Here is a 25,262-nt window from a genome sequence, read left to right on the forward strand (position 1 = left end):
AGCGCATCTTGGCTCAAGTACGTTGGCGCCATGGCGACCTATTGGACCTTGGGGTGCGATGCCGACGATCCTCAGCGGCTCGCCGCCTTCTGGGCGTTCGCTCTCGGGTACGTCAAGGAGTCCGGTTTCGATGAGCCCGACAACGCGTCGGTCGTGGACCCGAATGGCAGGGGGCCCGCGATTGGTTTCCTGAAGGTACCCGAGGGCAAGTCCGCCAAGAACCGGATGCATATCGACGTCCGGGTGGCGGGTCCAGGCCCATGGGATATGGACGAGCGTGTACGGCTGATCCGGCAGCAGGTGCCCGAGTTGGTAGCCGCTGGCGCGACGGTGGTCCGGGAGGAGTGGTACGACGACGCCTTGGGACACGTCGTCATGCAGGACCCCGAGGGCAATGAGTTCTGCGTCGCCTGATGCCGTGATGGAGTGCAAGTTCGAGGGCGTGGTGTGGGAATGGCGAGGGCCGTCCCCGTACCACTTCGTGACGGTGCCTTCGGCGTGCGCCGACGTCGTGCGCCAGTTGGCGTCGGCGGTCACGTGTGGCTGGGGCATGGTGCCTGTCGGGGTTCGGCTCGGGCGGAGCCGATGGCGGACCTCGTTGTTTCCCAAGGACGGCGGCTACGTGCTGCCGCTGCGGGACTTGATGCGCAAGAACGAGGAGATTGCCCTCCACGACATCGTGCACGTCCTGTACCGCTCGGAAAGTTGGTCCGACCAGCGCCACCTGGGAGTATTCGTTGATCAGGCCGTTGGTCTCGGTCAGTTGCCTCCGCGTCGCCTTGACTACGGGTTCACCCGCGGGTGCTGGCGCAGGTGTTCACCTGGCGCGAGAGGGACAGCGCGGCTGAAGAGGTCGGTGATGGGATTGGTGACGCATCCGATACTAACGGCGGGCCCGTCGACGACCAGGTCGGATACTTGAGGTGGGGTCGGCTTGTCTGGGCTGGCAAGATGCTGACGACCCGTCGTCGGATCTTCAGGCCAGGACGTTGGCATTGACGGCGAAGGCGCTTTCCCGGAGGCAGCGATCCATATAATCCCCGACCGCCCGTTTGGGGTGTAGGCGTCGGTGTGCATGCGCTTGCTGATACTCAGGTGACACCATCCGGTTCCGGCCGGCTTGTGAGCTACCGGCGCCCGACAGGAGGATCTGGCGATGGACGGGGGACGGGACCGGGAGCTCGACACGCTGCTGAGAGCGATCCCAGAGGGTTGGACGCGTGCGGAGGTAGCTGGACGAGCTTGGGGCGTTACGCGTACTACTCGCGCAGGAGGCAAAGTGGTCTCCATAAACGCGGAGCGACTCGGCGCCACCGAGCAACTCGGTGCGAACGTCTGGATCACCTCTGAGGGGCCAATCCTCAGACCCTGTGAGGTGCCGGCGGAAAAGGTCATGCAGGTTCTTCGTGCTGCGGCGGTAGGGTATTCCAGGTAAGCAGAGACGACAGGGCTTCCCGAGTAGCATTCATGCTGCCGCATTCCACTTGTTGTGTAGCGTGTGAAGATGCGCTAGGGCCATGTCGATCGCGGAAGCCCTTGGTGTGACGTCGCGGTACGCCTGCGCCAATAGGCAGCCACCCTGTACGGCTACCAAGAGGCCCGTGGCGAGTTGTGAGACGTCGGCTACATTTGCCTCTGGTCTTGAACAGCCAAGGCCTGGGCAAGATCCGGGCACGGTTGGAGGCAAAGACGGCACCAGCGGTACCCACGCAACCACAGCCGCAGGGTTGGCCTTAAGTCAGCGACGCTCGTCGAAGCCGCCGGCAGCCTCGTCGAGATGGGCGAGGAATCGGGTGATCGCTGGAGGTCGCGCCCGACCGGCGACGGTGGCGGCGAAGACCTGACGGACGGATTCGTCGTCGCGGTGTAGGCGCAGCAGCGCTATGTCGGCCGGCGTGCCCCGTACGGCCAGGGCGGGGACGAGCGCGACGCCGAGTCCGGCCGCGACGCAGCCGAGCTTGCCGATCCACTCCGCCGCCACGATGTCGATCTTTGGGTGAAAGCCGGTGGGCAGGCTGGCCCTCAGCAGCGTCTCTTCGGCCGTGGCGGAGCCGACGACGAACGGGTCGTCGGCGAGGTCGGCCAGCCGTACCGTGCCCCGATCGGCCAGCTTGTGTCTGCGGGCGACCGCCACCAGTAGTCGCTCGTCGAGTAGGTGGTGCAGGTTGAAGCGGCCGGAGTCGATGGGGCCGGTCGGCGATGAACTCACCACCGCGACGTCGGCGTCCCCGGTGACCAGGCGGTCGAGCAGGGTAGGGGTCATGCCTTCGACTAGCGACAGCGCCACCTGCGGATACGTGGCGCGGAACGATGCCAGGGCACGGGGCACCAGCGCGGCGACGGCGGTCGGGAACGCGCCGACTCGCAGCCGGCCATTGCCAAGACCGCGTAGCGCATCGAGGTCGCGCTGGGCGGCGGTGAGCCGGTCGAGCACCGCCTCCGCGTGCGGCAGCAGGATGCGCCCCTCTTCGGTGAGGGCCACGCCGCGCGGCAGCCGATCGAAGACCCGTACCCCGACCTCCGCTTCGAGTGCCGCGATCTGCCGCGAGACCGCCGATTGGGTGAAGCGCAGTTGACGGGCGGCGGCGGTTATCGATCGGTAACGCGCCACTGTCTGGAAAACCTTGAGAAGCTGGGTTTCCATGCTGCCATGCTAGCTACGCATCAGTCTCATGATGAACATTCGTTGGTCGCATCACTTTCGGTGCCTTAGCGTGGCGGCCATGGCAGAGAGCGCGGTTCTCGGTACCGGACTTATGGGTGCGGTCATCGCCCGTCCCCACCGGCCACCGGGTCGCGCTCTGGAACCGCACCCTGCCCGGACCGCCGGTGATGGGCATGGTCCAGGCGCGCGATCTCCGCCAGCACGTGGGTATCCCCGGCGTCGGACTTTGCATCAGAGGTGGAATGCCGTTCCCGATACCGCGCCACCGACATCGGGTTGATCGCATACACCTGATACTCCGCCGCGCCCAGCGTCTGCACGCGCGTGTCACGGCCGGTTTCGATCCCGATCCGCACCGCTCCTCCTGACCTGGCTCGTACGAGCACCAGCCCATCGGAGACCCCTTCCGGTGTCGTGGTCCACTGCTGTGGTGTAACGAGTTTCCGACAGGACACGATGATCGAGGCGGTGGCCGTGGCGGGACCGGTGCCGAAAATGCCTGACCGTCAACAACGCCAGTCAACCGAACGATGTCGCCCCCATTGACGCGCCTGCGTCAATGTCCGAGGGGCGGTCGTGCTTGATGATCTGGTATCGAGGCATGTAGCTGGGATGCTGGCCCGCGCTTGGACCCTCAGCGCGATGAGAGTCGCGAGATCGGCCACCATCGGCGGAGGTTCGCACTTGGCCGGTGCCCCAGGACGGATACGGGAGTGTCGTACGGTTGTCCTGTGTGCAATGGACGGCCAACGCCTTTCTGGCGCCGGTCATCCGTTGCCATTCGGGGGTCTCATGGAGATACGGTTGCTGGGCCAGTTGGAGGTCCGAGTCTCAGGAAAACTCGTGGAAATGGGCGGCCCTCGGCAGCGTGCCGTGCTGGCGGCCCTGGCAGTGGACGCCGGTCGCCCGCTGCTCGCGGATCTGCTTATCCATCGGGTCTGGGGGCAGGATTCGCCGGCCCGGGCGCGTCAGGCGTTGTACGTCTACGTCGCCCGGCTTCGTGCTGTTTTCGCCACCCTCGACGCGGATGAACCGGTAAGACTGCTCCGCCGCGCCCGCGGTTACCTTCTGGACATCGCAGTGGACCGCGTGGACCTGCACCGGTTCACCGAACTCGTCGCACGGTCCCGGGAGCCGGGCGCTATTGACGAGGACCGAGCGGTGTTGCTCCGGCAGGCGCTCGACCTGTGGCGGGGTACGCCACTTGGGGACCTGTCCGGTGACTGGGTGGAACAGGCGCGGCGGGGATGGCAGCGACAGTACCTGGATGCGGTGGTCGGGTGGGCGGAGGCGGAGCTGCGACTCGGACGAGCCGCCCCGCTGGTCGGGCCACTGACCGCTGTGTTGGCGGACCATCCGGTCGAAGAGTCGGTGGCGTTGGTGCTGATGCGGACGTTGCGGGCTGCAGGGCACCCGACCGGCGCATTGGATTGCTACACCGCCACCAGGAAGTCGCTGGTCGACCAGCTCGGCATCGAACCCGGCGCCGAGTTGCAGCGGCTGCACCAGGCGATTCTGCGGGGTGAATCCGACGGCAGCGACGAATCCAGACCGACGGGCGGGAGTCCCGGATCGACGGCCAGGAACGCGCAAAGTGGGACCGTGCCCGCGCAGTTGCCCTTGCAGGTACCGGATCTTCTCGGTCGAGACCATGAACTGGCCCGGTTGGACGCGATGGTCGCGAATGCCGGGGGGTGCGCGGCTGGCGTCGTCACCGGCACGGCCGGGGTCGGGAAGACCGCGCTAGCCGTGCACTGGGCACACCGGGTGGCCGATCGGTTCCCGGACGGGCAGCTATATCTGAACCTCCACGGGTTCGACGAAGAGTGGGCGTCGATCACACCGGCCGATGCCCTGGACGACCTGCTGACCGGCCTGGGGGTCTCGCCGGAGCAGCGGCCGGGCGGATTGGATGCGCGGGCGGCCTTGTACCGCAGTCACCTGGCAGGCCGGCGGATGCTGGTGGTCCTGGACAACGCCCGCGACTCCGAGCAGGTCCGGCCGCTGCTACCAGGGACGCCCGGGTGTGCCGTGGTAGTGACCAGCAGGAACCAGTTGACCAGTCTGGTTGTGGTGGAGGGCGCCCACCCGATCGCGCTGGACCTGCTGTCCGTCCGGAGCGCACACGAGATGCTGACCCGGCGCCTGGGGCCCGAACGTATGGCCGCCGATCCGCAGATCGTGGACGAGGTCATCGAGCAGTGCGCTCGGCTTCCCCTCGCCTTGGCGATCATCGCCGCTCGAGCCGTCGCCCATCCCGACTTCTCGCTCGCGTCGACGCGCGACGAACTGCGCGCGAGCCGAAATGCCCTAGACGTCCTAGACGGCGGCGACCCCTCCACCAATGTCCGAACGGTACTGTCCTGGTCCTATCGTACCCTCAGCGAGCAGGCGGCCCGCCTGTTTCGGCTGTTGGGCCTCCATCCGGGCGCCGACATCGCCGTTCCTGCGGTGGCGAGCCTCATCGGTGTGCCGGTCCACCGTGCCCGGCGGCTTGTGGCCGAGCTCATTCGGGCCAACATGATCACGCACCACCTACCCGGCCGCTACCTACTGCACGACCTGTTACACGAGTACGCGGTTGAGATGACCGGCTCCGTCGATTCGACAGCCGAGCGAAGGACGGCGCGGCACCGGCTGTTCGACCACTATGTGCACAGCGCATGCTCCGCAGCGTTGCTGCTGGTTTCCCAGCGTCTGCCGCCAGTGCCCGAGACGGCACTCCCCGGGGTGACCGTGGAGAAGTTCGCCGACCCGCAGGCGGCCCTCGGCTGGTATCAGGCTGAGTGCGCGGTACTGGTAGCGACGGTCCGAGATGCCGCGGCTCATGGCTTCGACTCGCACACTTGGCGGCTCGGCTGGACCCTTCGGACCACCCTCACCCGTCGGGTGCGCTGGCCCGACAGCTCCGCCCTGCAGCGACTGGCATTGGAGGCCGCCCGGCGCTGCGTGCGTGACGGCGACCACAGTGAGGACCGAGCCGGCCAGGCACACCTCCACCGTGGACTGGCTAGAGTCGAGACCCGCCAGGGCCAACACGACCGGGCCGAGGCACATCTGCGCACGGCGCTCGTCATTTCCACCGAGATGGAAGACCCGCTCGGCGTGGCGGACACCTACATCGGTTTCGGCTGGCGTCATCAGAGACGGGGGGAATTCGCCGAAAGTGTCCGCTACCTGGAACGGAGCCGGGAGATTTACGAGGACATCGGCCATCGCGCCGGACAGTTCGAGACGTACCATGCGATCGCATGGGCTCATACCCGCCTGGGTAACTACCAAGAGGCGCTCGCGTACGGGGAGCGGGCGCTGCGCGGCTATGAAGGGCTCGGGGACGACACCGGTGAGGCGCACGTGTGGGACACACTCGGGGCGTGCCACCGCCGGGCGGGCGACCACCAACAGGCGATCTTGTGCTACCAACGCGCGCTAGCGTTGTTCCGGAAAAACGGCAACAGCCTGTACGAAGCAGACACTCTAACCTTCCTCGGCGACGCGTGCCAGGCCATCGGAGAAACTGAGGCAGCCCGGCGTGCTTGGCAGCGGGGCCTCGACCTGTTGCCCGGTCTCGAAGGCCCGGAGGTGACGGACGTACAGGGCCGGCTTCGTCAGCGGACCTCCGCCTGAGCCGACGCCGTTGCGATGACACCGGACGCAACCTACGCCTGGCGGTTCGGGAACTGGTCAAGCTCTCCGCCTGGCACGCCGCTGTCGCTCGGTGGCGCCTACGCATCATCCGGAGGTTCGGCCTACACCCTGTACATCGGCGGCGGGAGTAGGTTCAACCGCCAGTCGGTTGGCGTGCCTGCGCTAAGTGCCAGGAAATGTGGTTCGCTGGGAGCAACACCTCGGGCGCCCTGCCCCGCCGCCGGTGGACACGAGCAAGCCGCAGCTGGCAGTACTCGATAGCGTTCTCGTCCCGCGAGCCCGTAGGCCCGATCGGACCGCCCGGCAACAGTGGATGACGCGAGACACGAGCATGACGCAAAACACCTCCGTCGCAGGGAGCCGTTACTGGCGACGCCGCCGGATCCGACAGCTCGGCAATCCGACCACCGGGGCCGCCGCCGATGCCGGCGCGCTGGCCCAGCCCGAGCAGCTCGCCCTCAATTCTTTGTGGCCCCAGCGGGGAGTGCGCGATTGCTGCGGACTGTGAAGGGCAGAGCGTCGAACAGGCGGATCGTGACCAGATGGATGAGTCGGGAGACCATGACCACGACGGTGCCGTACTCCGACGAAACCCCAGCTCACAGCTGGTTATGCGCGCCCACGCCCACCTCGCCGTCACTGCCGCACACGCCGAAAGAGGGGCTGTGAACCCGATGGGGACCGGCTCATCCCACTCACCTTGGGCGAGGTCCGTCGTCTCCTGGCACACCTGATCACCCGGGTCCGATCATTTGACCACGTCTATCGAGGGCCGTGGTGACGCCGTCGCCACCAGTACCGGGCTAACGTGAGCCACTACCTACGAGGGCAGCGAATTCAGCAAGTATGGTTGGAGTGATAGACGCGAATCACCGCCAACGACTTTCAGAATGACCACCTGCCCGCGAGGTTTACGCTATGACGACGGCCACCGAGCGATCTTCGAGTGCCCTCACGGGCCATCGTTGATCACTGCGGTGGCCGCCTTCATATCCGCGTCACATCCATCGCCGGCGTTGACTGGCGTTGCATTAGGGAAAGCCGCCGGCGATTCCGGTCAACGCGCCAGTCCGTAGTCCCCCCAACCGCCGCATCCGAGCCGTACAGCACCCTTCAGCCCGCCACTGCCGTTACCGGACCATCGATAGAGGCACCAGTCGCCGCCGACATAAGTATAGCCGAGCAGGTCCCCAATTCCATCGCGGTCGAGGTCGCCCATACCGGCGATATGCGCGTCGTAATCGTTCCAGCCGCCGCAACTCGAGGTGGATGTAGACCCGAAGCCGCCGTTGCCGTACCACCGATATAGGCAGTCGTTATGGATCGAGACGAGATCGGCGTTCCCGTCTCCGTTGAGGTCGCCAATGCCGGTCAAGCCGTGCTGGTAGGGCGCCCAGCCACAGCCGATCTGTGTGGTAGAGCCGAAGCCGCCGCTGCCGTTGCCAAGCCACTGGTAGAGGCACCCGGAGCCGAATCCTCCGGACCTGCTGACAGCGACAATGTCGCCGTCGCGGTCGTTGTTAAGATCGCCCGCACCGACAAGGGCACCGTAGTAATCTCCCCAGTTGCAAGCGATCTTCGATGCCGAGTTAAAACTGCCGATGCCATTTCCTGTCCATCGATATAGGCATCCATCCGGGTTGTATCCGAGCTAATTTTTAGCAGGACGTTCGGAATGTCCCGGAACGGATGTCAGCTAAACCGGTAGTCAACGTCCGGTATGTGTGGGTGCCAGTTCCTGAGCAGTTGTAGCGGAGAACACCGGCGCCACCGCCGGACGGAATGCGGACAGTCATCAGCGTCTGCCAACCGTAAATCCTCTGCCGTTCCAGGAAGACACTCCACGACCCACTGCAGCCTGACACTCCCCCGCCTGCAGTGATGAGCGATCCGCTTTTGAAGGGGACGTTTGCGTATATCGAGCATTGGGCGAATGCTGGGCCGGCAGTGAATACCGCAGTCAAAGATGCGCCGATTGTTAATGCAGTAGCAAGTGCAATTGACCTGCGAGAAAAGCCACCCATTAAGGTCCTCCAAGCTTTAGGGGCGATGGCCGAGACACTACCGAAGGTCATTCGTTTGAATTGCATTAGATCTCCTATCTTCGAGAGGATACTGGATGAGTTGCTGCACGGAAGCCGATATCCGCCTTCACTAATCCCGACGATGTCGCCTATGCCATCGCTGTTGATGTCGCCTGGCGCGGCAAGTTGGTACGGCCTCCAGCCGCAACCCAGCTGATCTGCGGTTCGGATTCCGCCGGATCCGTTACCCGACCAGCGGTACAGGCAATCGTTAGGCAAGTTGGTCGCCATGATATCGCTGATTCCATCGCTGGTGAGATCGTTGTGCTTGTCAGCGATGGTCGCGTGTGCTGGAGAAGGCGCGAAAGTAAGCGCGAGCACTGCGACAGCCAGTAGGATTGATAGCCTCCTTAGCGTACTCCGGACGCGTTTTCCTGCGTCTTTCGATGGGCATGCTTGTCCCACCTCTCCTGTCATCCGAGAAGCCCCTTCGCGGGACCTGGCGTATAGGCCCGCCGAATTCGAACATAGCCGCATCGTTGGCTGACATCAATGCCCCAGAGACGGTTGGGCGCGGCTGCAATGTTTCTGCAAGCACGCCTTAAGGCGTTGCCCTAGTTTGACTTTGTCGGGTGGGTACCAGCCGGTCGCATGGAAGGGAAAATCCGAGGCAGTTCCTGGAGGGCCACGAACAGGCTCGTCCCGCCGCTTTCGGATGCAGGCCCAGGGCCCGACGCGGAGGAGTTACCGCCATCGGGGTAATCCACCATCAACTGCGTCCCCCAGGTGTGGTTCTCCGCAGCCAGGCGTTGGACGAGGTCGCGGATCTCGGACGCGACCTGGTCGGAGCGACACAGCCTGATCATGCTCATCGCACTCGGCGAAACGATCATCTCGATCGGAACCAGTCGCGGTTTCAGCGACGAGCACCCGATCACCTGGTCCGTCCTCGGCGGCTCCGCACTCGGTTTCGTCGTCGTGGCGTTCCTGTGGTGGGCGTACTTCGACATCGCCTCGCCTGCTGCCCCGACCCCGGTCTTCGAGCTCGTCCCACAGGGCGGCATCGGGCTGGCGTGCGAGCCGGCCGAGCAGCATGCCGACGCTGACACCAGAGGCGTCCCGCCCATCCCACGTCGAGCGCCAGTCGAGCACCGGACGATTCACCACATCCGTCGTCCCTTGGCGCACACAGCGCCGTGAGCCGCCGCCCGGCCACGGTTCATGATTCGACATCCGCCTCTGCCGCCGGTCGGGTGCGCCGCTCGGCGAAGCAGGCACGCTGCATACGGTCTGCCCGTCGCGGGTTCCCTCACAGAATGCGGGCGGAAGCCCGGCCGTTCGATGCTCTCACCAAGGGCCGGCCAGGAAGGCAACGCGGCCGACTGCCGCCCCATAGGTCATCATCGGTGGGTAAATGTTGTCGCCTTCGCCGTACACGAAGACGTCCTTCCGGAGCGCATCACCCAGCGTACGCAGGAACCGGCAGAACGCATCGAGCCGCTCCTGTCCCTGGATCTGATAGAGATCCACGTCGCTGAGGATCTCCTCCACGGCCCACGGCCGGACCATCCACTCCAGGTCGGGATCGGGCCACACCGTCAACAGCGTCCTCTCCTCACGGTCCTCGGCCGCAAACAGATCGGCCGCAGATTCCGGTACAGCAGTCTCCCGGTCACCGCGCTCGCACCGGCACAACCATCCGCGCGAGCGGATCAAATCAAAGACGAGCTGCCAATGGGCCAACGTCGTATCCGCCACGATCACGTCCGGGGCACTACCGTTCCCAACCGGGTCGAACCACTGCTTCACGTCGTCCCACAGCAGGTCACTCACCAGACGATGATCCCCCGAGGTCCCGCCACCGGCATCCCGATCTGCCGCGAGCAGCGTGCTACGGAACGTAGTGATACCGAAAACCACTCGCCGCTCCACGTACGCCGACGAGCTGGAATGCGAGGCCGTCGCACGACGTGAGCGGCGGCGCGTGCGACACTCGTCGATCGTGGACACCGATGACGTGTGGCGCCTGGTCGAACAGTCGCGAAGTGAGTCGGACGAGGCTGTCGTGGACGCCAACGAGGTGGCACAACGCCTGGTCGCACTGCTTGGCCAACACGAACCCACTGAGATCGTCGCCTTTGCCCAGCCGCTGTGGGATCTGCTTGCCCAGTCGTACCGGGCCGATCTCTGGGCGGCCGCCTACGTGATCAACGGTGGCGCCTCCGACGACGGCTTCGACTACTTCCGTGGCTGGCTCATCGCTCAGGGACAAACCGCATTTCACCAAGCACTCGCCGACCCGGACAGCCTCGCCAGCCACCCCACCGTGACCCAGGCCGCCGCAGAAGGCGAGGACCTGTGGGGTGAAGACATGCTCGGCGCCGCGTGGAACGCGCACCTGACAGCAACCGGGCAAGAACTACCGTCCGACGCTTTCGCAATTCGGTATCCGCAACTCGACCCCGACTGGGACTTCGACTTCGACGACGAGGCCGAGATGCGCCGACGCCTGCCACGCCTCACCGAGCTCTATTACCAGCCGGCCGAGGCATAGCAGAACCCTGCCGAACAACCGACCCATCACAGGACGTTGCGGCATGAGACGTCTGGCGTCCGAACAGCATCGACACATAGTCTGCCGACCCGAGCCTCAGGACGATCAACACCGCCAGATCGACTGCGCGCTCATGCCGCAGTCCACGCGCTTCGCGCTGGCCGGAGTCGTCACGCTTTGTGGCCAGCCTCCGGTCTCGATTGACGTCCAGCACCTGTCCCAGCCGGCTCGGTCTCGAACTGGGCGGGGCATCCTGTCGTGGCTCTGGCCAGGCGGGAGCACCGCTCGGTGGCCTCGCGCGGTCGAATGTACAACCTGTGGTCGCGTCAGGAAGAGACGCAACGCGATGGGAGGGCCACCGTACGGTCGGACTCGCCGACTATACGGCCGGTACCGATCTTGGTTCGAATCGTGACACTCTCCTTCCTCTACAGGGGAGGGCCTAGCGTGGCGTTGGGCTATACCGGCCCCGCGAGCGGAAAAACCGATCCGAGGAAACGCAGGATGACACTGAGGCGGCAGACTAGTGAGCGGCTGAGTTGAGGTGCCCGACACGTCCAGTGGAGACCTGCCGTGGATTCTCGGGGAGTCCGTTTCTGGGTGCTGGCGCTTTGGTGGCGTTGGACTGCAACGAATCAGGGTCTATCGCGCATGATCACGTATCCGCTCATGCCGCCGCCCGAGTGTGACGGCCGTCGCGCGGCGCGCTCGAGCCGGTCGACTCAGGCGGGGTCGCCGAGATAGCCGACGTCCGTGGAGCCCGACGCGACGTGGACGCGATTTCCCCCAGTGCCGTAAGACCTGGGCGATCCTTGCGGCGCCGGCCGGGTTGGCGGAGTGGACGTTGATGACTCCGACGTCAAAGGGGCGCCTGTCAAAGGCCGCCCGTTCCAGGACCTCCACGACCGGCCAGATCGTGTCGTTTCCGCCTAGGTCGTGGTCCAGCCAGAGCTCGTCCAGGCGCCGGTCCCGGTACCGATGGAGGAGTTCAGCTCCGGCGGTGCTGGTGCGGGCCACCTCGGCGCTACGGCCATCCACGAACGAACGGAGGTCATCGACCAGGACGATCGTTCGGCGGGCATCCACGCGATGATGATGCCTGACACCGTCATGATCCGACATCCGGATTTGCCGCCGACCGGGCGCGTTCAGCTCGGCCAGAGCCGCCACCTTCCGTGGCCGTCCACCGGTTCGGTCGGCATCCGGAACTGCCGAAAGTAGTGCGCTTTCGGGAGCGCATGAGCGATCACTGCATAGTGGTGGCGGGCGGGTGGTCAAAGGAGACCGGACAGCGAAAGATGTACAGGGAGTAGCCGCGGCCGATCGAAATGCCGGTGGGGGTGAGCGATGTCGTCGCCGGCTCCTCTTCCACCGGCCGCCAACTGCAGTCCGCCCCGTTCCGCTCGCTGGAGTCGACGGTGAACAGCAGCGTCATTGGGGCAGCACACTCCGCGCAGTTCATCGGGTGCGGGTCTGTCAGCGACCAATTTGCGAAGCCACCCACTTTCCAGCCAGGCGCCAGCGACAAGTCAGACTGGTAGCTGTACCCGGCTTCCTCCTCCGTCGTCTCTTCCCATGCGGTGATCTGAGCGTCCAGGTCTTCGGGTAATAGATCGCCATACTCGTACTCGCGGACCTGTTCCGGGTGCACCACGCAGGAGACGGGCAGGTAGGAGTCGTTCACCACGGGCGGTTCGGGGCTCGTGGTCAACGGCCGAATCACCTCGGTGCTGCGCCGCCAATACAGCCGTACCCGCGGGTTGTAGCCCTCCTCCGGGTGGTCCAGCGGGCACCACAGCACCTGCATCAGATCGGTCCCTTCCGGACCGGAGAAGTCGGGGACGTCACGGCGGTAGAGCTGGGCCACCGGCAGCAGCGGAATCGGTTGGTCAACCAGCTCGTCCGGCTCGGAGAACTCATAGTCGGGCAACTCTGCCCGCTCCTCGTCGGTCAGGTCGTAGCGCGCGCCAGTCGCGTCCGCTCGGGCCTCGGCTGCCGCGTAGATCTCCCGGCTGCGGCGGACGGTTGCCGGTGTGGTCAGCCGGAATATGTAGTGGGTGTCGCCGTCCGTGCACACCGGCCACGGCTCGTCGGCCGGCCAGAGTAGCGGCCCACCGACCGAGCTGTCGGCGACCGTGGGCGTACCGGGGCGGGGATGCAGCCGCGTGGCGGTTGTCGAGTGCTCCCGCAACTCTGGGAAGAGTTTCGTGATGTCCACCGGTCGCGGCGGCGTGGTGCGCGTCATGGCTGGCGATCATACGGACCGGCTACGACGAAGATCCGTATGAGGCCTCAGTGGCCCAAGAGGCGCGGCACGGCGTTGCGCTGCGCGATTTTTCCGCAATTCGCCGAGATCAGGTGTACGGATTGCCGCAGAGCGCGGGCGACGCCGGAGCGTCCGTGACCCCTGGCGGACCGTAAACCGCGGTACGTCCAGGCGCGAAGAGATCCGGTCGTACCGATGAGCGGATAGATAAATGCAATGAATTCTGGGCTCGGGCATGCAAGGATTTTGGGGTCCCGACAACAGGCGTCGCGGGGCGCCCGAGGCCACGCCAAACCGGCGGAAGTAAGAGGCGGCTGATGGGGCGGTCGCACGCGTGGCACGCGAACGGTGCCCTGAGCAGTCGCCGCTGGACCCGCACTCTCATGCCGCCACCCGTGCGTGCCCCTGAACCCGGAGCCGTCACGCTCTGCGCGCGGACCGGGATTACCTTCGCGACTGCTTGCGGTACTGGCCGGGGGCCACGCCTTGCTCCCGTTTGAACGCCTTGGCGAAGGCGAATTCCGAGGTGTATCCGGCGCCCTGCGCTATGGTGTGCACCGGCTTGTCGCTGTCGCGCAGCAGTTGTGCGGCCAGGGTCATCCGCCACCAGGTCAGGTAGCCAAGCGGCGGTTTGCCGACCAGTGAGGTGAACCGGCGAGAGAAGGCCGCCCGCGACAGCCCGGCCTTCGCGCCCAGCGCTTCGACCGTCCACTGCCGCGCGGGTTCCTGGTGGATGTGATGCAGCGCCGCGGTGATCGCGGAATCGGCGAGCGTCGCGGCCCATCCGGTGGCCGGGCCGCCCTCGGTTTGGTCGGCGAGCCAGGCCCGCAGGATGTAGAGCAACATCATGTCCAGCAGGGCCGAAACGACGGCTTCGGTTCCGTGGTCGGAGTTGGCGATCTCGTCGCCGAGCAGATTGACAGCAGTGTGCAGCGGCGAGCGGCGGCCGAGGCGAGCCGGCAGGTGAATCACCTCGGGCAGTTCCTGGAACAGTGGATGCGGCCGGGTCTGGTCAAGCGTGTAGGCACCGCATAACAGGATCGTCGCGGCGCCCTCGCCGTCGTCGGCGCTCGGCGTCACCTCCGGCAGAGCAGCCGAGGGTGCGCCCGCCAGTGGCGTGGACAGGCTGTCGGCTAGCGCGTGCCCGCAACCGTGCGGCAGGCACACCACATCGCCCGGACTCAGCGCGATCGCCGCGCCCTCAGACGGGATCAGCCAGCACGTCCCTTCCAGCACCACGTGGAAGCCGGCCCCGGAGAACGGCTCAGCCCGCACTCCCCACGGGACGCGCTTGCGGATCTCGGCGGAATGTGGGCGTCCCGTGCGCATGACGCGGATGGCGTCACTGAGAACGTCCATCTCCAGATCGTATCGCCCGACAGGGCTGGTTGAGACGATCAGACATAAACCGAGGACGTAGAGCCATGGAGGGCGGTCTTTGATCTCCATAGGGTGAATGCAGTCAACCGATCGTCTGTCTAACAGGGGGACAGGACATGAGCCACTACACCGCCGTCGCGACCGCCACCGGCCGCGACGGCCGCGCCTTCAGCTCGGACGGCAAGTTAGACGTCACGCTCGCCCTCCAGAAGGAGTTGGGCGGCATCGGCGACGGCACCAACCCCGAACAGCTGTTCGCGGCCGGTTACGCCGCCTGCTTCGCCACCTCGATGCAACTGGTGGCACGGAAGAAGAAGATCGACGTCTCCGGCATGTCGGTCACCGCTGAGGTCGGCCTCGTCCCGAACGAGCAAGGCGGCTTCCGCCTCGAAGTCGCCCTGCGGACCAAGCTGCCGGAAAGCCTGCCCCGGGAAGCCGGTCGCGAACTCATCGAGGCCACCCACCAGGTATGCCCGTATTCCCACGCCACACGCGGCAACATCCCAGTCGAACTGCTGGCCGAGTAACCGCCGCCCGCCGGACGCCACCTGGAGCGCGACCAGCGGAGTCCGCGATCAGGTGCTCGTCGGCCCCGCCGACCCGCTCGTCCCCGGGCTCGTACTGCCGTCCGGCTCTGCCGCTAGTCGAGCGGTACCAGAGCTGTCACGCCATGAGGGAGGCTTCCAGGTCGCGGCGGGTGAGAGCGGCGCGGAGTTGTAGCGCCTCGGCCGCCAGATTCTCACGAGCGCCCTGCTCGCGGTCGATGGCGCAGACCACCGTCTCCACCTGGGCGCCGATGGACCGTAGCTGCCCGCACGACGTCAGTAGGGCACCTCCGGTCGTCACGACGTCCTCGATCACTACGACCCGCCGACCGGCAACCGGGCCGCCCTCGGCGGCCTTGGCGGTGCCGTACTCCTTGGCTTGCTTACGAACGAATACCGTGGGTAGCCCTGTCAGCTGTGACATCACCGTGGCAAGCGGGATACCGCCCACTTCCATCCCGGCCAGCACGTCGCACTCCGGCAGCAAGGCCACCATCGCTTCGGCAACCTCGCGCAACAGATCCGGCTGTCCCTCGAACAGGTACTTGTCGAAGTACTCCTCGCTGACCTGCCCGGATCGCAGACGAAACCGTCCGGTCAGATGGCAGGTGTCGTAGACGCGGCGCGCGAGCGGGTAAGTCACACGCTCAGCCTCGCATCTCGCCTGGATCGAGCAGGTATCCTCTCGGCGGCGCTCCTCGGGATCGTCCTACAAGGACGACTTCGTAAGCTCTTCGGCATCCGGATCCGCGGCCGTCCGTGTGCACCACCCGCAGCCGGAGCCGTCACATATCGTGACCGTGCTCTGGTGTCGGTCGGCGTCCCGTCGTCGCCGATGAGCGCGCACCCCTGGCTCCCGGAGCGACGTCACGTGGCGAGCACGGCGGTGAGCATCGAGAGGTACGACTCGTGGGCGAGACGCAGGCTGTCAAGGTCGGACGTCTCGAACCACGCCACGGCGTCGTGTTCGTCCGGCGCGGCGTTGACGGGTGTTCCGGTCCACCTGTCGACCAACCAGATCTGCATGTCGAACGTCGCGGTCCGGATCTCATGCATCGGCGGGCTGGACGGCTCCGGCGCCGTGATCCCCAACTCCTCCCGAAGCTCGCGGACAAGGCTCTCCTTCGGATCCTCCCCCTCGTCAACATGACCGCCCGGCAGGTCCCACACATCGGGATACCAGCGGCGTCCGGCGCTTCGATGACACAGCAACACCCGATCGCCGTCGCGAAGAACGGCCGTAACAATCCGGACCGGACCGGAGTCGTCAGCGGAGATCGTCATCGGCACATTCCGCCGCCATGTAGCCGCTGGAAACAGTTCCGCCTCGCCGTAGCGTTTCGACACCCCGTCGATGTCGAGCCCGTCAGTCATGTCGCTCCCATCATCGCGGTGTCGTCGGCGGCGTCGCGCTCAACGTCGCGCCGCCGATGCGCCCGCGGGCACGGCCGCACTTAAGTGGACAAGGCGTGATCTCGATCGTGGTGTGGTGGAGGTGAGCGGTCCGGTGACACCAGCTCGGCGGCCACGGCCTGGATCCCGGCGGCGCCAACCAGGCCCTGACAGGGGCCGGTGTCATCGTCTCGGCGATCTCGGCTCAGGAGCGGCTGAGGGCCCTTCCCGCTGCGGCGACGATCGTGCTCGCGAAGACCCAGCCGATCAGCATCAGGACGACCATGACGACCTTGTCGGCGCCGACCGGGTCCCACGCCCTCTCGTGGCCCAGGTCCACCACCGGGATCAGCAGGTCGAGTGCGTAGAGGAACGGATCCCAGGTCGGATGCTCGTCCGTCTTGACCGGGCACAGCCCGCGTCGACCGGCACAATCGCCAAGAACCGCGAAGTAGGCGGTGCCGGCGAGCAGGGCACTGCCGAAGATCGCTGCGGCCCGGCCCGGAAGGTAGCCGTAGCCGACGGTGAGATCTTGGACCAGACCCCACAGGCGGCGTGGCCATCCTCCGGCGTGCGATTCCCGGCGCAGTTTCTCCCGGAGTACCCTGCGGGCGTCACGCTCCCGTCCGGCGCTGCGGTACGCGGCCGCGAGCTGCTCATACGGCTGGGGTTCCACGGTCGGTGTGGCCCGACGCAGGATGTCCAGCCGCCGAGCGACCGGCGCGTCCTTGCGTAGCTGCTGGTAGGTGAAGTGCGTGAGGAGGAGCCGTCCGGTGCGGACGGACCAGGCCCCGGGGGTGTCGCACAGCACATGGACGGTGGCGTGGCTGAGGTCGACGCCGCCAGTAGGTGGGTGGCCCTCGAACACGAGTTGGAACGCGGTCAACCCGTCGGCGGCCACCGAGCAGCCGTCGACACAACCGACGCGGCTGTCCAGGAAGGTGACCGTGCCGTCGACGCGCGCGCCCGCGAGCGCGACGGCGCCGTCCAGCGCGGCCGATGTGAGGTCGAGGTCGCCGGCGACGACAATGTTGTCGGCGAACAGGCTGCCTGGGGCGGATGGGCCGGCGGAGATTTCGACCGCGCGCAGGTCCACGCCGGCCGAGACCTGGGCATGCTGGAGGGACACGGGACCGGCCAGACGAGCGTGCCGGGCAACCACCCCGCTGCGGACCACCGCGCGCGGCAGATACAGGCTGCCGTGCTCACCCGGATCGGTGCATCGGACGTAGGAAAGCTGGACGGCGCCGCGGATGTCGGCGGCCTGTAGGTCGACGGTGCCAGCGAAGACTGTGTCGGCCTGCGCCTCGAAGGAGCCCGCCACCGTCATTCCCCAGCCGCCGAAGGAGATCTCGCCGGGATTCTCGATCTGTGCGCCGGCAAGGTCGACGGGACCGTTTATCTGCGAGTTGTACAGGTTCATCGTGCCGTGCAACCGCATCCGGCGGCCGTAGACACCACCGGCGACCAGGCTCGGCGCTTGAACGAAGCCGTCCGGTAGCCGCGCTTCGCTGAGGATGAGGGCACCGTCGATCCGGGCCAGGTTGAGGAACAGGGCGCCGTAACAGGTGAGCCTTTCGCCGTCGAGGTCCCCGCCGACGGTGATGTTCTCCGCGTCGATGCCGACGTAGTGGTCCGGCGTCCTTGCGGAACTCGGTAGATCCGGTCGTTTGCCGAGATAACCCGTGGGGACGACCACGGTGGCTTCCAGGTCGAGCTGAGCACCGATCCGGGCGTCACGCAGGTAGCACGATCCATCGATCCGCGATCGGGTGATCGTGAGGCTGCGGGCGACGCTGATCCGGTCGGCGGCGAGACCGGGCAGGCGGCAGCCGGTCAGCCAGATCGCGGGCGCGCTGAGGCCGTCGAGCAGGGGCTTTCCCTCGAAGGTGCAGTCGTCGAAGTCGACGACACACGACAGATCGAGATCGCGCAGATCCAGCTCACCGGCGACCGTGACGCCGCGAAGCCGCAGCGCCGCCTGTCGGCCCGGTCGCGGCTCCGATCCGGCCAGCAGCATCTGGCGAATGCGGTTGCCCTGGACGGAGGTATCGCTGGTCTCCGGATCGGGTACAAACCGCTCACCCTCGTGGTACGCCTCCCACATGGACCGTTCGACCACGGACCAGCCCCGCGTAGCGACCGGATCCGTCGCTGTCTCTCCGAGAGTCACCCCGCCGATTGTCACACCGTGACGCAACAGCATCACTGAAGGTGACGCGATTGGGGGTGCCCGGTCCTTTCCGGCGCGGCGCCCTATGTGGACGCCACTGCTCCGGAAATTCGTACTTCGCGACGCCGTGCACGAACGGCACGGCGTCGCTGTCGGCGACGGGCAGAGCCCTACCGGCCGACCCGGAGCACGCCGAGGCGCTGAGTGGCCCGGGTGAGCGCGACGTACAGGTCGTTGTGTCCACGGGGAGACTCGGCGACGATCCGGTCCGGATCGACGACCAGTACCGAGTCGAACTCCAGCCCTTTCGCCTGGGCGACGGTCAGCAGCACCACCCGGCTCTCCAGTTCCGGGGCGTCGCCGAGGGCCAGGCCGGGCACCGCCTCGGCGGCCGCCCGCCCCAGCACGTCGGTCCGGCCGGCCGGCACGATCACCCCGACTCGCCCGTCGCCGACCTTGGCGATCTCGGCGCGGATCGCGTCGACCAGCCGGTCGGGCAGCGCGCCCTCCTCGACCCGGACGTCCCAGGGCTGCTCGCCGGTGCCGCGTACGGCGCGGGGCGTGGTCAGCGTGGGGTCGATCTCGGCGAGCACCTTGGCCGCGACCGCCATGATCTCGGCCGGCGTCCGGTAGCTCACCGTCAGCTCCTCCAGCCGCCACCGATCGCCGACATACGGCTCCAGCACCCCGTGCCACGACGACGCGCCGGCCAGCGCACCGGTCTGGGCCACGTCCCCGACCAGCGTCATCGACCGGCTCGGCGCGCGGCGCATCAGCACCCGCCAGGCCAACGGGGAGAGTTCCTGCGCCTCGTCGACGATCACGTGACCGAAGGCCCAACTCCGGTCCGCCGCCGCCCGCTCGGCGGTGGTCAACTGCTCGCCGTCCTCCTGCCGGTCCGCCAACCGGTCGGCGACGAGCAGGTCGGTGACGTCCAGCATCCCGTCCTCGGCCTCGGGCTCGTCCTCGAAGTCGATCGACTTGGAACCGGACGCGATCTCCAGCACGCCCTCGGCGTACTCGATCTCAACCTGGCGCTGCCGCGTCGCGCGGGCCTTGGCGGCGCGGTCGTCCCGGCCGAGCAGTTCGGCCGCCTCGTCCAGCAGCGGTACGTCGGCCGGGGTCCACCCGCCCCGGGGCTCGCGCCGCAGCGAGGCCCGTTCCGCCTCGGTGAGGCTCGTCCCGGCGACCGCGAGACGGTCGGTGGAGGCGAACAGCCCGGCCACGACCTGCTGCGGGGTCAGCACCGGCCAGAGCCAGTCCAGTACCGCCAGGACCTCGGGCTCGGTGCGCAGCTCCCGCCGGAACTCCGCGAGGTCGGCCTCGTCGAGCAGGTTCTCCCCGCCCAGTGGATCGGCACCGATCCGCTCGGCGAGCTGGTCGGCGAGGGCGTGGATGATCTCGATGTCGAACAGTGGCCGGGCCAGATTGTGCGGCCGGCCCGAGCGGCGGGCCCGGTCCCGCGCGGCGACCACGGTGGCCGGGTCGAGGACGATGGTGTCCCGCTCGATCGAGATCTCCAACGGCTCGTCCGGGACCCGTTGCCGGTCCTGGATGGCGGCGGCCAGCACCTGCACCATCTCGGTCCGGCCCTTGAGCTCGGCGACCTCGGCCGGTTCGGCCCTGGTCGCGTTGACACCGGGGAACAGCTCACCGACCGTGCGCAGCAGTACGCCGGTCTCGGCCAACGCCGGCAGCACCTGGGAGATGTACCGCAGGAAGGTCGCGTTCGGTCCGACCAGCAGCACGCCCCGGGTGGAGAGGATCTGCCGGTGCGTGTAGAGCAGGTACGCGGCCCGGTGCAGCGCCACGGCCGTCTTGCCGGTGCCGGGCCCACCCTGTACCACGAGCACACCGTCCAGGTCGGCGCGGATGACGCGGTCCTGCTCGGCCTGGATGGTCCGGACGATGTCGGTCATCCGACCGGTACGACTGGCGGTCACCGCGGCGAGCAGGGCCGCCTCGCCGGTGAGCCCGCCGGTGCCGCCGTTGCCGGTGCGGCCCGCCACGGCCAGGTCGAGCACCTCGTCGTCCAGGCCCACCACGGCACGGTCCCGGGTCCGGATGTGCCGGCGTCGGCGGACGCCCTCCGGGGTCGCGGCGGTGGCGAGATAGAACGGCCGTGCCGCCGGGGCCCGCCAGTCCAGCAGTACGGGTTCGAACTCCCCGGCGTCGGCGAACATGCCGATCCGGCCGATGTACCGGCGGATGCCGCTGTCGAGGTCGAGGCGACCGAAACAGAGCCCCTGTTCGACCGCGCCGAACCGTTCGATCTGTTCCGCGTACATGCGTACGGTGCTGTCGCGCTGCGAGCGCTCCTGCTGGGTGCCGCCGGTGTTCCGGAGTGCCCAGTCGAGTCGTTCGCCGGCCTGTTTCCGCAACTCGTCCAGGCGTCCGTAGAGCATGGAGACGTACTGCTGTTCGTCGGAGATCTCGGCCACGGACGGGCCGGTCAGCTCGGCCCGGTCGGGCTCGGTGGACCCTGCTCCGTCGGTGGGTCCGTCAGCCTCGAACCGCCCGTTGACCGGCTCGTGGAGACGCTGGTCATGCGAAACGCCGGATTGCTTTGACAAACCGTCTCTCCATTGTTAGACTTCTGCGAGAACGGCATTCGGTGCCGTTCTTTTTTGTGCGCGAACTGATGAAAGATAGCGCGTTTCCTCGCTACCGGCCACGATTGTATCGGCGGCGATAGATCATGGCTGGGGGCCGGTTTGACCGGCCGGGGACGGGCGGTCTGCCGCGGTCCCTGCGGTCAGCTACTCACGTCGCGGGCGCCGAACCGGGCCCAGGCGGCGGAGAGGAAAATCGCGATGTACGCCGCCGCCGACAGCAGTCCGGGCCGCAGCGCGTCGAACGCCACCGGATCCCGGAGCAGTTCGACGTACGCCTGCCAGTGGTGCGTCAGCAGGTACGGGTGCAGCCAGTCGAGCTGCGGGATCTGATCCAGCACGAAACTCGTCACCGAGAGCATGGTGATCGCGATGGTGGCGCCCATCGGCTGCTCGGTCAGTGTGGAGACGAACAGCCCCACCGCGCCGAGCGCGCACAGCCCCACCGACAGGTAGCCGCAGACGGCGAGCAGCCGCAGCAGCCCCTCGCCGAAACCGACCTGGGTTCCGGAGAGCAGGGTCACCGGTCCACCGCCGAACGACGCCAGTCCGGCGACCAGGCCGACCGAGGCGACCAGCAGCGTCACCGTGAACGCGAACACGACGATCCCGGCGTACTTGACGGCGAGCAGCCGGTTCCGGCCGACCGGCACCGTGAGCAGGTACCGCAGCGTGCCGAGGTTGGCCTCGCCGGCCACGCTGTCCCCGGCGATCGCCGCCACCGCGATCGGCAGGAACAGTCCCAGCTCCACGCCGAGCGCCGCCAGCGCGACGAAGAAGCCGTTGCCGGTGATCGAGGAGAAGAAGCCTGGGCCGTCGCCGTTCCCCGCCGTCGGGGCGTCGGTCACCCGCATCGCGATGGCGATGATCACGGGTACCGCCGCCAGCGCCACCATCCCGGCCTGGTTGCGGCGGCGACCGAAGATCAGCCGCAGCTCGGAGCGGAGGAAGCGGGTGCCGACCGTACGGGCGGAGCGCCGGGGCCGACGACCGCCCGGCACCTCTCCGGGGCCGGTCACGACGTCGGTCCTGCCGGGCCGGGAAGCCGTGCCGGGCCCGGAAGCCGGACCGACCTGACCGGCAGGCACCGCATCACCAACCGCGTCAACCGCTGACATCGAAGCCCTCCCCGGTGAGCGAGACGAACAGCTCCTCCAGGTCCGGCGTGACCACCGCGAAGCCGCGTACCGGCACGGCGGCGTGCACCAGGGCGGCCACGACCTTCTCCGGCGGCACCGGGCCGAGGATCCCGGTGGCCTCCCGGGCCGCCGTGTCGACGTCGGTGAGCCCCAGTTCGCGGAGCACCTGGGCGGCCTCGATCGGCCGGTCGGTCGCCACCCTGGCCCGGGGCGTGGCCGCCGCCCGCAACTCCGCCAGCGGTGCCTGGGCGACCAGCCGTCCCTGGTGCATCACGCCCACGTCGGTGCAGACCTGCTCCACCTCGGCGAGCAGGTGGGTGGAGAGCAGCACGGTCGCCCCCTCGGCGGCGAGCGCCGCGACCAGCGTCCGGACCTCCCGGGTGCCCTGCGGGTCGAGCCCGTTGGTCGGCTCGTCGAGGATCAGCAGGTCCCGAGGTGCGAGCATCGCCGCGGCCAGCGCCAGCCGCTGCCGCATACCCAGCGAGTACGCCCGGTACCGCTTGCCGGCCGCGGCGGTCAGCCCGACCCGGTCCAGTGCCGCGCCGATCCGGCCCGCGGCGGTGGCCGGATCGACGGTCAGGTCCGCCGCGTCCAACCGGCGTAGGTTCTCCGTGCCCGAGAGGTACGGATGAAACGCCGGACCCTCCACCAGCGCCCCGATCCGGGGCAGTACGGCCGCGGCCCGGCCCGGCATCCGCTCGCCGAGCAGCGTGTGTCCACCCGACGTGGGCCGGATCAGCCCGAGCAGCATCCGGATCGTGGTGGTCTTGCCGGAGCCGTTGGGGCCGAGGAAGCCGTACACGGAACCACGCGGGACCGCCAGGTCGACGGCGTCCACCGCGACCTGGCGGCCGAATCGCTTGCTGAGCCCGTGGCTCTGTACCGCTAGCTCCGGCACGGGTCCCGCCAACGGAGCGAGCGCGCCAGCCGGAGTGCCGGCGCCGGCCGACCCGTCACCGGCCCCGGCGGCCGACGACCGCTCACCTGTTGCCCTGGGCGACTTCGTAGAGCCGTTCCGGGGTCACCGCGCCGACCAGTACCCGGCCGTCGTCGGTGGCCAGGGCGGTGAAGAGCTTGCCCTTGAGCAGCCGCCCGCTGCCCCACTCGCCGCTCACCTTCGGCAACCCGCCGAGAATGCCCTGTACCAGGTCGCCCTGCCCGCCGTCGGTGTCCGCGTTCGCGGCGGTGGCGAGTTGCGGCACCTGGGCGATCAGCACCGTCGTCCAACCGGTGCCGACGAACGTCGGCTTGTCCAGTTCTGCCGGCGTGGCGGCCGGTTTGTCGGCGGTCAGCGGTTCCTCGGTCACCTTCGTCCCGGGCGGCGGGTTGAAGGCGAACTGGGCCGGATCCGGGCGTTCGAAGTCCACCTGGGTGAACGCGATCTCGAACGCGGGCGTCCGGGTGCCCTCCGGAACGATCTGGAAGCGCAGCGGCACGTGCTCGCCGGCATCGATCGCGATCTTGATCTGGCCGACCAGCGACGTCTCGTCACGCGGTTCGAGCACCAGTTCGTAGGCGTCCCGGCCGGCGATCGTGGCGGACCGCCCGACACTGACCTCGGTGCTCGGGTCGATCGCCGCGAGCGCCTGCTCGGCGGCCTCCTGTGGGCTCGACGGCAGGTGGTCGGGCCGCCCCTTCGGGACCGCGCCGTCCCCCAGGTCCAGCGTGCTGTGCCGGGCCTCGTTCTTCTGGCTGTCCCAGACCCAGATGTCCGCGCCGTTGCGGATCACGTCGGTCTCGCCGAGCGTGCCGAGGAGTGCCACCCGGGTCTTGTCCGGACCGGCGTGCCAGACCCGCAGCGTGTGCGTACCGGAGATCAACGAGGTCAGTTCCGCGCTGCCCCGCCCGCCGATACCGGGCAGGCTCGGCAGGCCGAGGTCGGCGCGTTTGATCACGGTGCCGGAGAGCCCGTCCAGCCGGGCGGTCTGCAGGTCGACGAGGAGCTGCGCGGCGCTGCGTTCGGGCAGGCTCGGCTCGGCCGCCGAGGCGAACGTGCCGACCGCGGCACCACCACCGATGATTGCCAGAGCTGTCCCGGTCGGGACCAGCCAGCGCAACGCGGGCCGGGTGTGGAAAACAGACATGTTCGTACCTCCTGGCCCCCATCCTGCGCCCTCGGCACTGTGAAACCACTGAGAACCGCTGTGGTTCCACTCAGTCGGGGGTGGCACGCTTGTCCCGTGCGGTTGCTGGTGGTGGAGGACGAGGCCCGACTGGCCACGGCGCTGCAGCGCGGCCTGCAGGCGGAGGGGTTCGTCGTCGACGTGGCCGGGACCGGCCCGGCGGGGCTCGACCTGGCCCGGCACGGCGGGTACGACGCCATGATCCTGGACGTGATGCTGCCCGGGCTCTCCGGCTACCGGGTGGTGCGGCAGTTGCGGGCCGAACGGCACTGGCTGCCGGTACTGATGCTCTCGGCCAAGGACGGCGAGTACGACCAGGCCGATGGCCTGGACTGCGGCGCCGACGACTACCTGACCAAACCCTTCTCGTACGTCGTCCTGCTGGCTCGGCTGCGGGCCCTGCTGCGCCGGGGTGCTCCGCGCCGTCCGGCGGTGCTCGTCGCCGGAGACCTGAGCCTGGACCCGGCCCGTCGTCGGGTGACCCGGGGCGGGGCCGAGGTGGAACTCACCGCCCGGGAGTACGCGCTGCTGGAGTACCTGCTGCGCCGGGCGGGTGAGGTGGTCTCCAAGACGGAGCTGCTGGACCACGTCTGGGACGCGAGTCTGCAGACCGCGCCCAACGCCGTCGAGGTGTACGTCGGCTACCTGCGTCGCAAGATCGGTCGGGACCGGCTGGAGACGATCCGGGGCGCCGGGTACCGGCTGGTGACATGACCGGCGGCGGCAATGACGGGTAGGGCC

The 25,262-nt window shown here is 67.7% G+C and carries 21 protein-coding genes and 2 pseudogenes; 8 read left to right on the top strand and 15 right to left on the bottom strand.

Going from position 1 to position 25,262, the window contains the following annotated elements:
• Positions 1-30 precede the first annotated feature (30 nt).
• Both ACFP2T_RS28345 and ACFP2T_RS28350 read left to right on the top strand, forming a co-directional pair.
• Positions 31-414, top strand: coding sequence for a VOC family protein (locus ACFP2T_RS28345; RefSeq protein ID WP_377426844.1), 384 nt, complete (start codon positions 31-33; stop codon positions 412-414).
• Between the two features lie 7 nt (positions 415-421).
• Positions 422-922 (top strand): DUF1905 domain-containing protein, encoded by a 501-nt coding sequence (locus ACFP2T_RS28350; RefSeq protein ID WP_377427010.1) that lies wholly within the window; start codon positions 422-424, stop codon positions 920-922.
• Positions 923-1,738: 816 nt separating this feature from the next.
• Here the strand turns inward: ACFP2T_RS28350 and ACFP2T_RS28355 are convergent.
• Both ACFP2T_RS28355 and ACFP2T_RS28360 read right to left on the bottom strand, forming a co-directional pair.
• A complete protein-coding gene (locus ACFP2T_RS28355; protein ID WP_377426846.1) occupies positions 1,739-2,644 on the bottom strand; it encodes a LysR family transcriptional regulator in 906 nt (301 codons plus the stop codon).
• Positions 2,645-2,832: 188 nt separating this feature from the next.
• A pseudogene (locus ACFP2T_RS28360) lies at positions 2,833-3,162 on the bottom strand (IS110 family transposase); the annotation flags it as partial.
• Between the two features lie 307 nt (positions 3,163-3,469).
• Between ACFP2T_RS28360 and ACFP2T_RS28365 the strand changes: the two are divergent.
• On the top strand, positions 3,470-6,292 hold the full coding sequence (locus tag ACFP2T_RS28365; RefSeq protein WP_377426849.1) for an AfsR/SARP family transcriptional regulator: 2,823 nt from the start codon (positions 3,470-3,472) through the stop codon (positions 6,290-6,292).
• A 1,078-nt stretch (positions 6,293-7,370) separates the two neighbouring features.
• Here the strand turns inward: ACFP2T_RS28365 and ACFP2T_RS28370 are convergent.
• Both ACFP2T_RS28370 and ACFP2T_RS28375 read right to left on the bottom strand, forming a co-directional pair.
• Positions 7,371-7,916: an FG-GAP repeat domain-containing protein gene (locus ACFP2T_RS28370; RefSeq protein WP_377427012.1), complete on the bottom strand. Its 546-nt coding sequence runs from the start codon at positions 7,914-7,916 to the stop codon at positions 7,371-7,373.
• 55 nt (positions 7,917-7,971) lie between these two features.
• A complete protein-coding gene (locus tag ACFP2T_RS28375; protein ID WP_377426851.1) occupies positions 7,972-8,874 on the bottom strand; it encodes an FG-GAP repeat domain-containing protein in 903 nt (300 codons plus the stop codon).
• 249 nt (positions 8,875-9,123) lie between these two features.
• Between ACFP2T_RS28375 and ACFP2T_RS28380 the strand changes: the two genes are divergently transcribed.
• Positions 9,124-9,537, top strand: coding sequence for a low temperature requirement protein A (locus ACFP2T_RS28380; RefSeq protein ID WP_377426853.1), 414 nt, complete (start codon positions 9,124-9,126; stop codon positions 9,535-9,537).
• Positions 9,538-9,684: 147 nt separating this feature from the next.
• On the opposite strand, the gene ACFP2T_RS28385 is transcribed toward ACFP2T_RS28380, so the two are convergent.
• Positions 9,685-10,170 (bottom strand): hypothetical protein, encoded by a 486-nt coding sequence (locus ACFP2T_RS28385; protein ID WP_377426855.1) that lies wholly within the window; start codon positions 10,168-10,170, stop codon positions 9,685-9,687.
• Positions 10,171-10,339: 169 nt separating this feature from the next.
• Here ACFP2T_RS28385 and ACFP2T_RS28390 point away from each other — a divergent pair, with 169 nt between their 5' ends.
• Positions 10,340-10,891 (top strand): DUF4240 domain-containing protein, encoded by a 552-nt coding sequence (locus tag ACFP2T_RS28390; protein ID WP_377426857.1) that lies wholly within the window; start codon positions 10,340-10,342, stop codon positions 10,889-10,891.
• Positions 10,892-11,613: 722 nt separating this feature from the next.
• On the opposite strand, the pseudogene ACFP2T_RS28395 reads toward ACFP2T_RS28390, so the two are convergent.
• A pseudogene (locus tag ACFP2T_RS28395) lies at positions 11,614-11,977 on the bottom strand (cyclic-phosphate processing receiver domain-containing protein).
• On the opposite strand from ACFP2T_RS28395, the gene ACFP2T_RS28400 reads away from it, so the two are divergent.
• Positions 11,870-12,112, top strand: coding sequence for a hypothetical protein (locus ACFP2T_RS28400; RefSeq protein WP_377427027.1), 243 nt, complete (start codon positions 11,870-11,872; stop codon positions 12,110-12,112). The pseudogene ACFP2T_RS28395 and the gene ACFP2T_RS28400 overlap by 108 nt on opposite strands.
• 25 nt (positions 12,113-12,137) lie before the next feature.
• Here the strand turns inward: ACFP2T_RS28400 and ACFP2T_RS28405 are convergent, their stop codons facing one another.
• Together ACFP2T_RS28405 and ACFP2T_RS28410 are read right to left on the bottom strand one after the other, a co-directional pair.
• Positions 12,138-13,136: a hypothetical protein gene (locus tag ACFP2T_RS28405; protein WP_377426859.1), complete on the bottom strand. Its 999-nt coding sequence runs from the start codon at positions 13,134-13,136 to the stop codon at positions 12,138-12,140.
• A gap of 465 nt (positions 13,137-13,601) precedes the next feature.
• Positions 13,602-14,516, bottom strand: coding sequence for an AraC family transcriptional regulator (locus tag ACFP2T_RS28410; protein ID WP_417629212.1), 915 nt, complete (start codon positions 14,514-14,516; stop codon positions 13,602-13,604).
• A gap of 137 nt (positions 14,517-14,653) precedes the next feature.
• Between ACFP2T_RS28410 and ACFP2T_RS28415 the strand changes: the two genes are divergently transcribed.
• The gene (locus tag ACFP2T_RS28415; RefSeq protein ID WP_377426864.1) at positions 14,654-15,064 is read left to right on the top strand and encodes an organic hydroperoxide resistance protein; all 411 of its coding nucleotides are present in this window, start codon (positions 14,654-14,656) and stop codon (positions 15,062-15,064) included.
• A gap of 136 nt (positions 15,065-15,200) precedes the next feature.
• Here ACFP2T_RS28415 and pyrE read toward each other — a convergent pair whose 3' ends face one another.
• The 7 genes from pyrE to ACFP2T_RS28450 form a co-directional block, all read right to left on the bottom strand.
• Positions 15,201-15,725: an orotate phosphoribosyltransferase gene (gene pyrE, locus ACFP2T_RS28420; protein ID WP_377426867.1), complete on the bottom strand. Its 525-nt coding sequence runs from the start codon at positions 15,723-15,725 to the stop codon at positions 15,201-15,203.
• Positions 15,726-15,949: 224 nt separating this feature from the next.
• Positions 15,950-16,366 carry an NUDIX domain-containing protein gene (locus ACFP2T_RS28425; RefSeq protein WP_377426870.1) on the bottom strand — a complete coding sequence of 139 codons (417 nt, stop codon included), beginning with the start codon at positions 16,364-16,366 and terminating at the stop codon, positions 15,950-15,952.
• Between the two features lie 313 nt (positions 16,367-16,679).
• Complete coding sequence (locus ACFP2T_RS28430; RefSeq protein WP_377426873.1) at positions 16,680-18,647, bottom strand: hypothetical protein; 1,968 nt, start codon at positions 18,645-18,647, stop codon at positions 16,680-16,682.
• Positions 18,648-18,817: 170 nt separating this feature from the next.
• The gene (locus ACFP2T_RS28435) at positions 18,818-21,052 is read right to left on the bottom strand and encodes a HelD family protein (RefSeq protein ID WP_377427015.1); all 2,235 of its coding nucleotides are present in this window, start codon (positions 21,050-21,052) and stop codon (positions 18,818-18,820) included.
• A gap of 350 nt (positions 21,053-21,402) precedes the next feature.
• A complete protein-coding gene (locus tag ACFP2T_RS28440; RefSeq protein ID WP_377426875.1) occupies positions 21,403-22,278 on the bottom strand; it encodes an ABC transporter permease in 876 nt (291 codons plus the stop codon).
• 85 nt (positions 22,279-22,363) lie between these two features.
• Positions 22,364-23,296, bottom strand: coding sequence for an ABC transporter ATP-binding protein (locus ACFP2T_RS28445; protein ID WP_377426878.1), 933 nt, complete (start codon positions 23,294-23,296; stop codon positions 22,364-22,366).
• Between the two features lie 82 nt (positions 23,297-23,378).
• Positions 23,379-24,482 carry a LolA family protein gene (locus tag ACFP2T_RS28450; protein ID WP_377426880.1) on the bottom strand — a complete coding sequence of 368 codons (1,104 nt, stop codon included), beginning with the start codon at positions 24,480-24,482 and terminating at the stop codon, positions 23,379-23,381.
• Between the two features lie 96 nt (positions 24,483-24,578).
• Between ACFP2T_RS28450 and ACFP2T_RS28455 the strand changes: the two genes are divergently transcribed.
• Positions 24,579-25,235, top strand: a complete 657-nt coding sequence (locus ACFP2T_RS28455; protein WP_377426883.1) for a response regulator transcription factor — start codon at positions 24,579-24,581, stop codon at positions 25,233-25,235.
• Positions 25,236-25,262: the final 27 nt, after the last annotated feature.

The organism is Plantactinospora solaniradicis, assembly GCF_042658085.1.
Taxonomy (GTDB): domain Bacteria; phylum Actinomycetota; class Actinomycetes; order Mycobacteriales; family Micromonosporaceae; genus Plantactinospora; species Plantactinospora solaniradicis.

Excerpts from the sequence above, each read along its gene's own strand:
- ACFP2T_RS28345 (WP_377426844.1), top strand. The coding sequence starts at position 31 with ATGGCGACCTATTGGACCTTGGGGTGCGATGCCGACGATCCTCAGCGG.
- ACFP2T_RS28350 (WP_377427010.1), top strand. The coding sequence starts at position 422 with ATGGAGTGCAAGTTCGAGGGCGTGGTGTGGGAATGGCGAGGGCCGTCC.
- ACFP2T_RS28355 (WP_377426846.1), bottom strand. The coding sequence starts at position 2,644 with ATGGAAACCCAGCTTCTCAAGGTTTTCCAGACAGTGGCGCGTTACCGA.
- ACFP2T_RS28375 (WP_377426851.1), bottom strand. The coding sequence starts at position 8,874 with ATGCGGCTATGTTCGAATTCGGCGGGCCTATACGCCAGGTCCCGCGAA.
- ACFP2T_RS28400 (WP_377427027.1), top strand. The coding sequence starts at position 11,870 with ATGGAGGAGTTCAGCTCCGGCGGTGCTGGTGCGGGCCACCTCGGCGCT.
- ACFP2T_RS28405 (WP_377426859.1), bottom strand. The coding sequence starts at position 13,136 with ATGACGCGCACCACGCCGCCGCGACCGGTGGACATCACGAAACTCTTC.
- ACFP2T_RS28410 (WP_417629212.1), bottom strand. The coding sequence starts at position 14,516 with ATGGACGTTCTCAGTGACGCCATCCGCGTCATGCGCACGGGACGCCCA.
- ACFP2T_RS28415 (WP_377426864.1), top strand. The coding sequence starts at position 14,654 with ATGAGCCACTACACCGCCGTCGCGACCGCCACCGGCCGCGACGGCCGC.
- ACFP2T_RS28425 (WP_377426870.1), bottom strand. The coding sequence starts at position 16,366 with ATGACGATCTCCGCTGACGACTCCGGTCCGGTCCGGATTGTTACGGCC.
- ACFP2T_RS28435 (WP_377427015.1), bottom strand. The coding sequence starts at position 21,052 with ATGCTCTACGGACGCCTGGACGAGTTGCGGAAACAGGCCGGCGAACGA.
- ACFP2T_RS28450 (WP_377426880.1), bottom strand. The coding sequence starts at position 24,482 with ATGTCTGTTTTCCACACCCGGCCCGCGTTGCGCTGGCTGGTCCCGACC.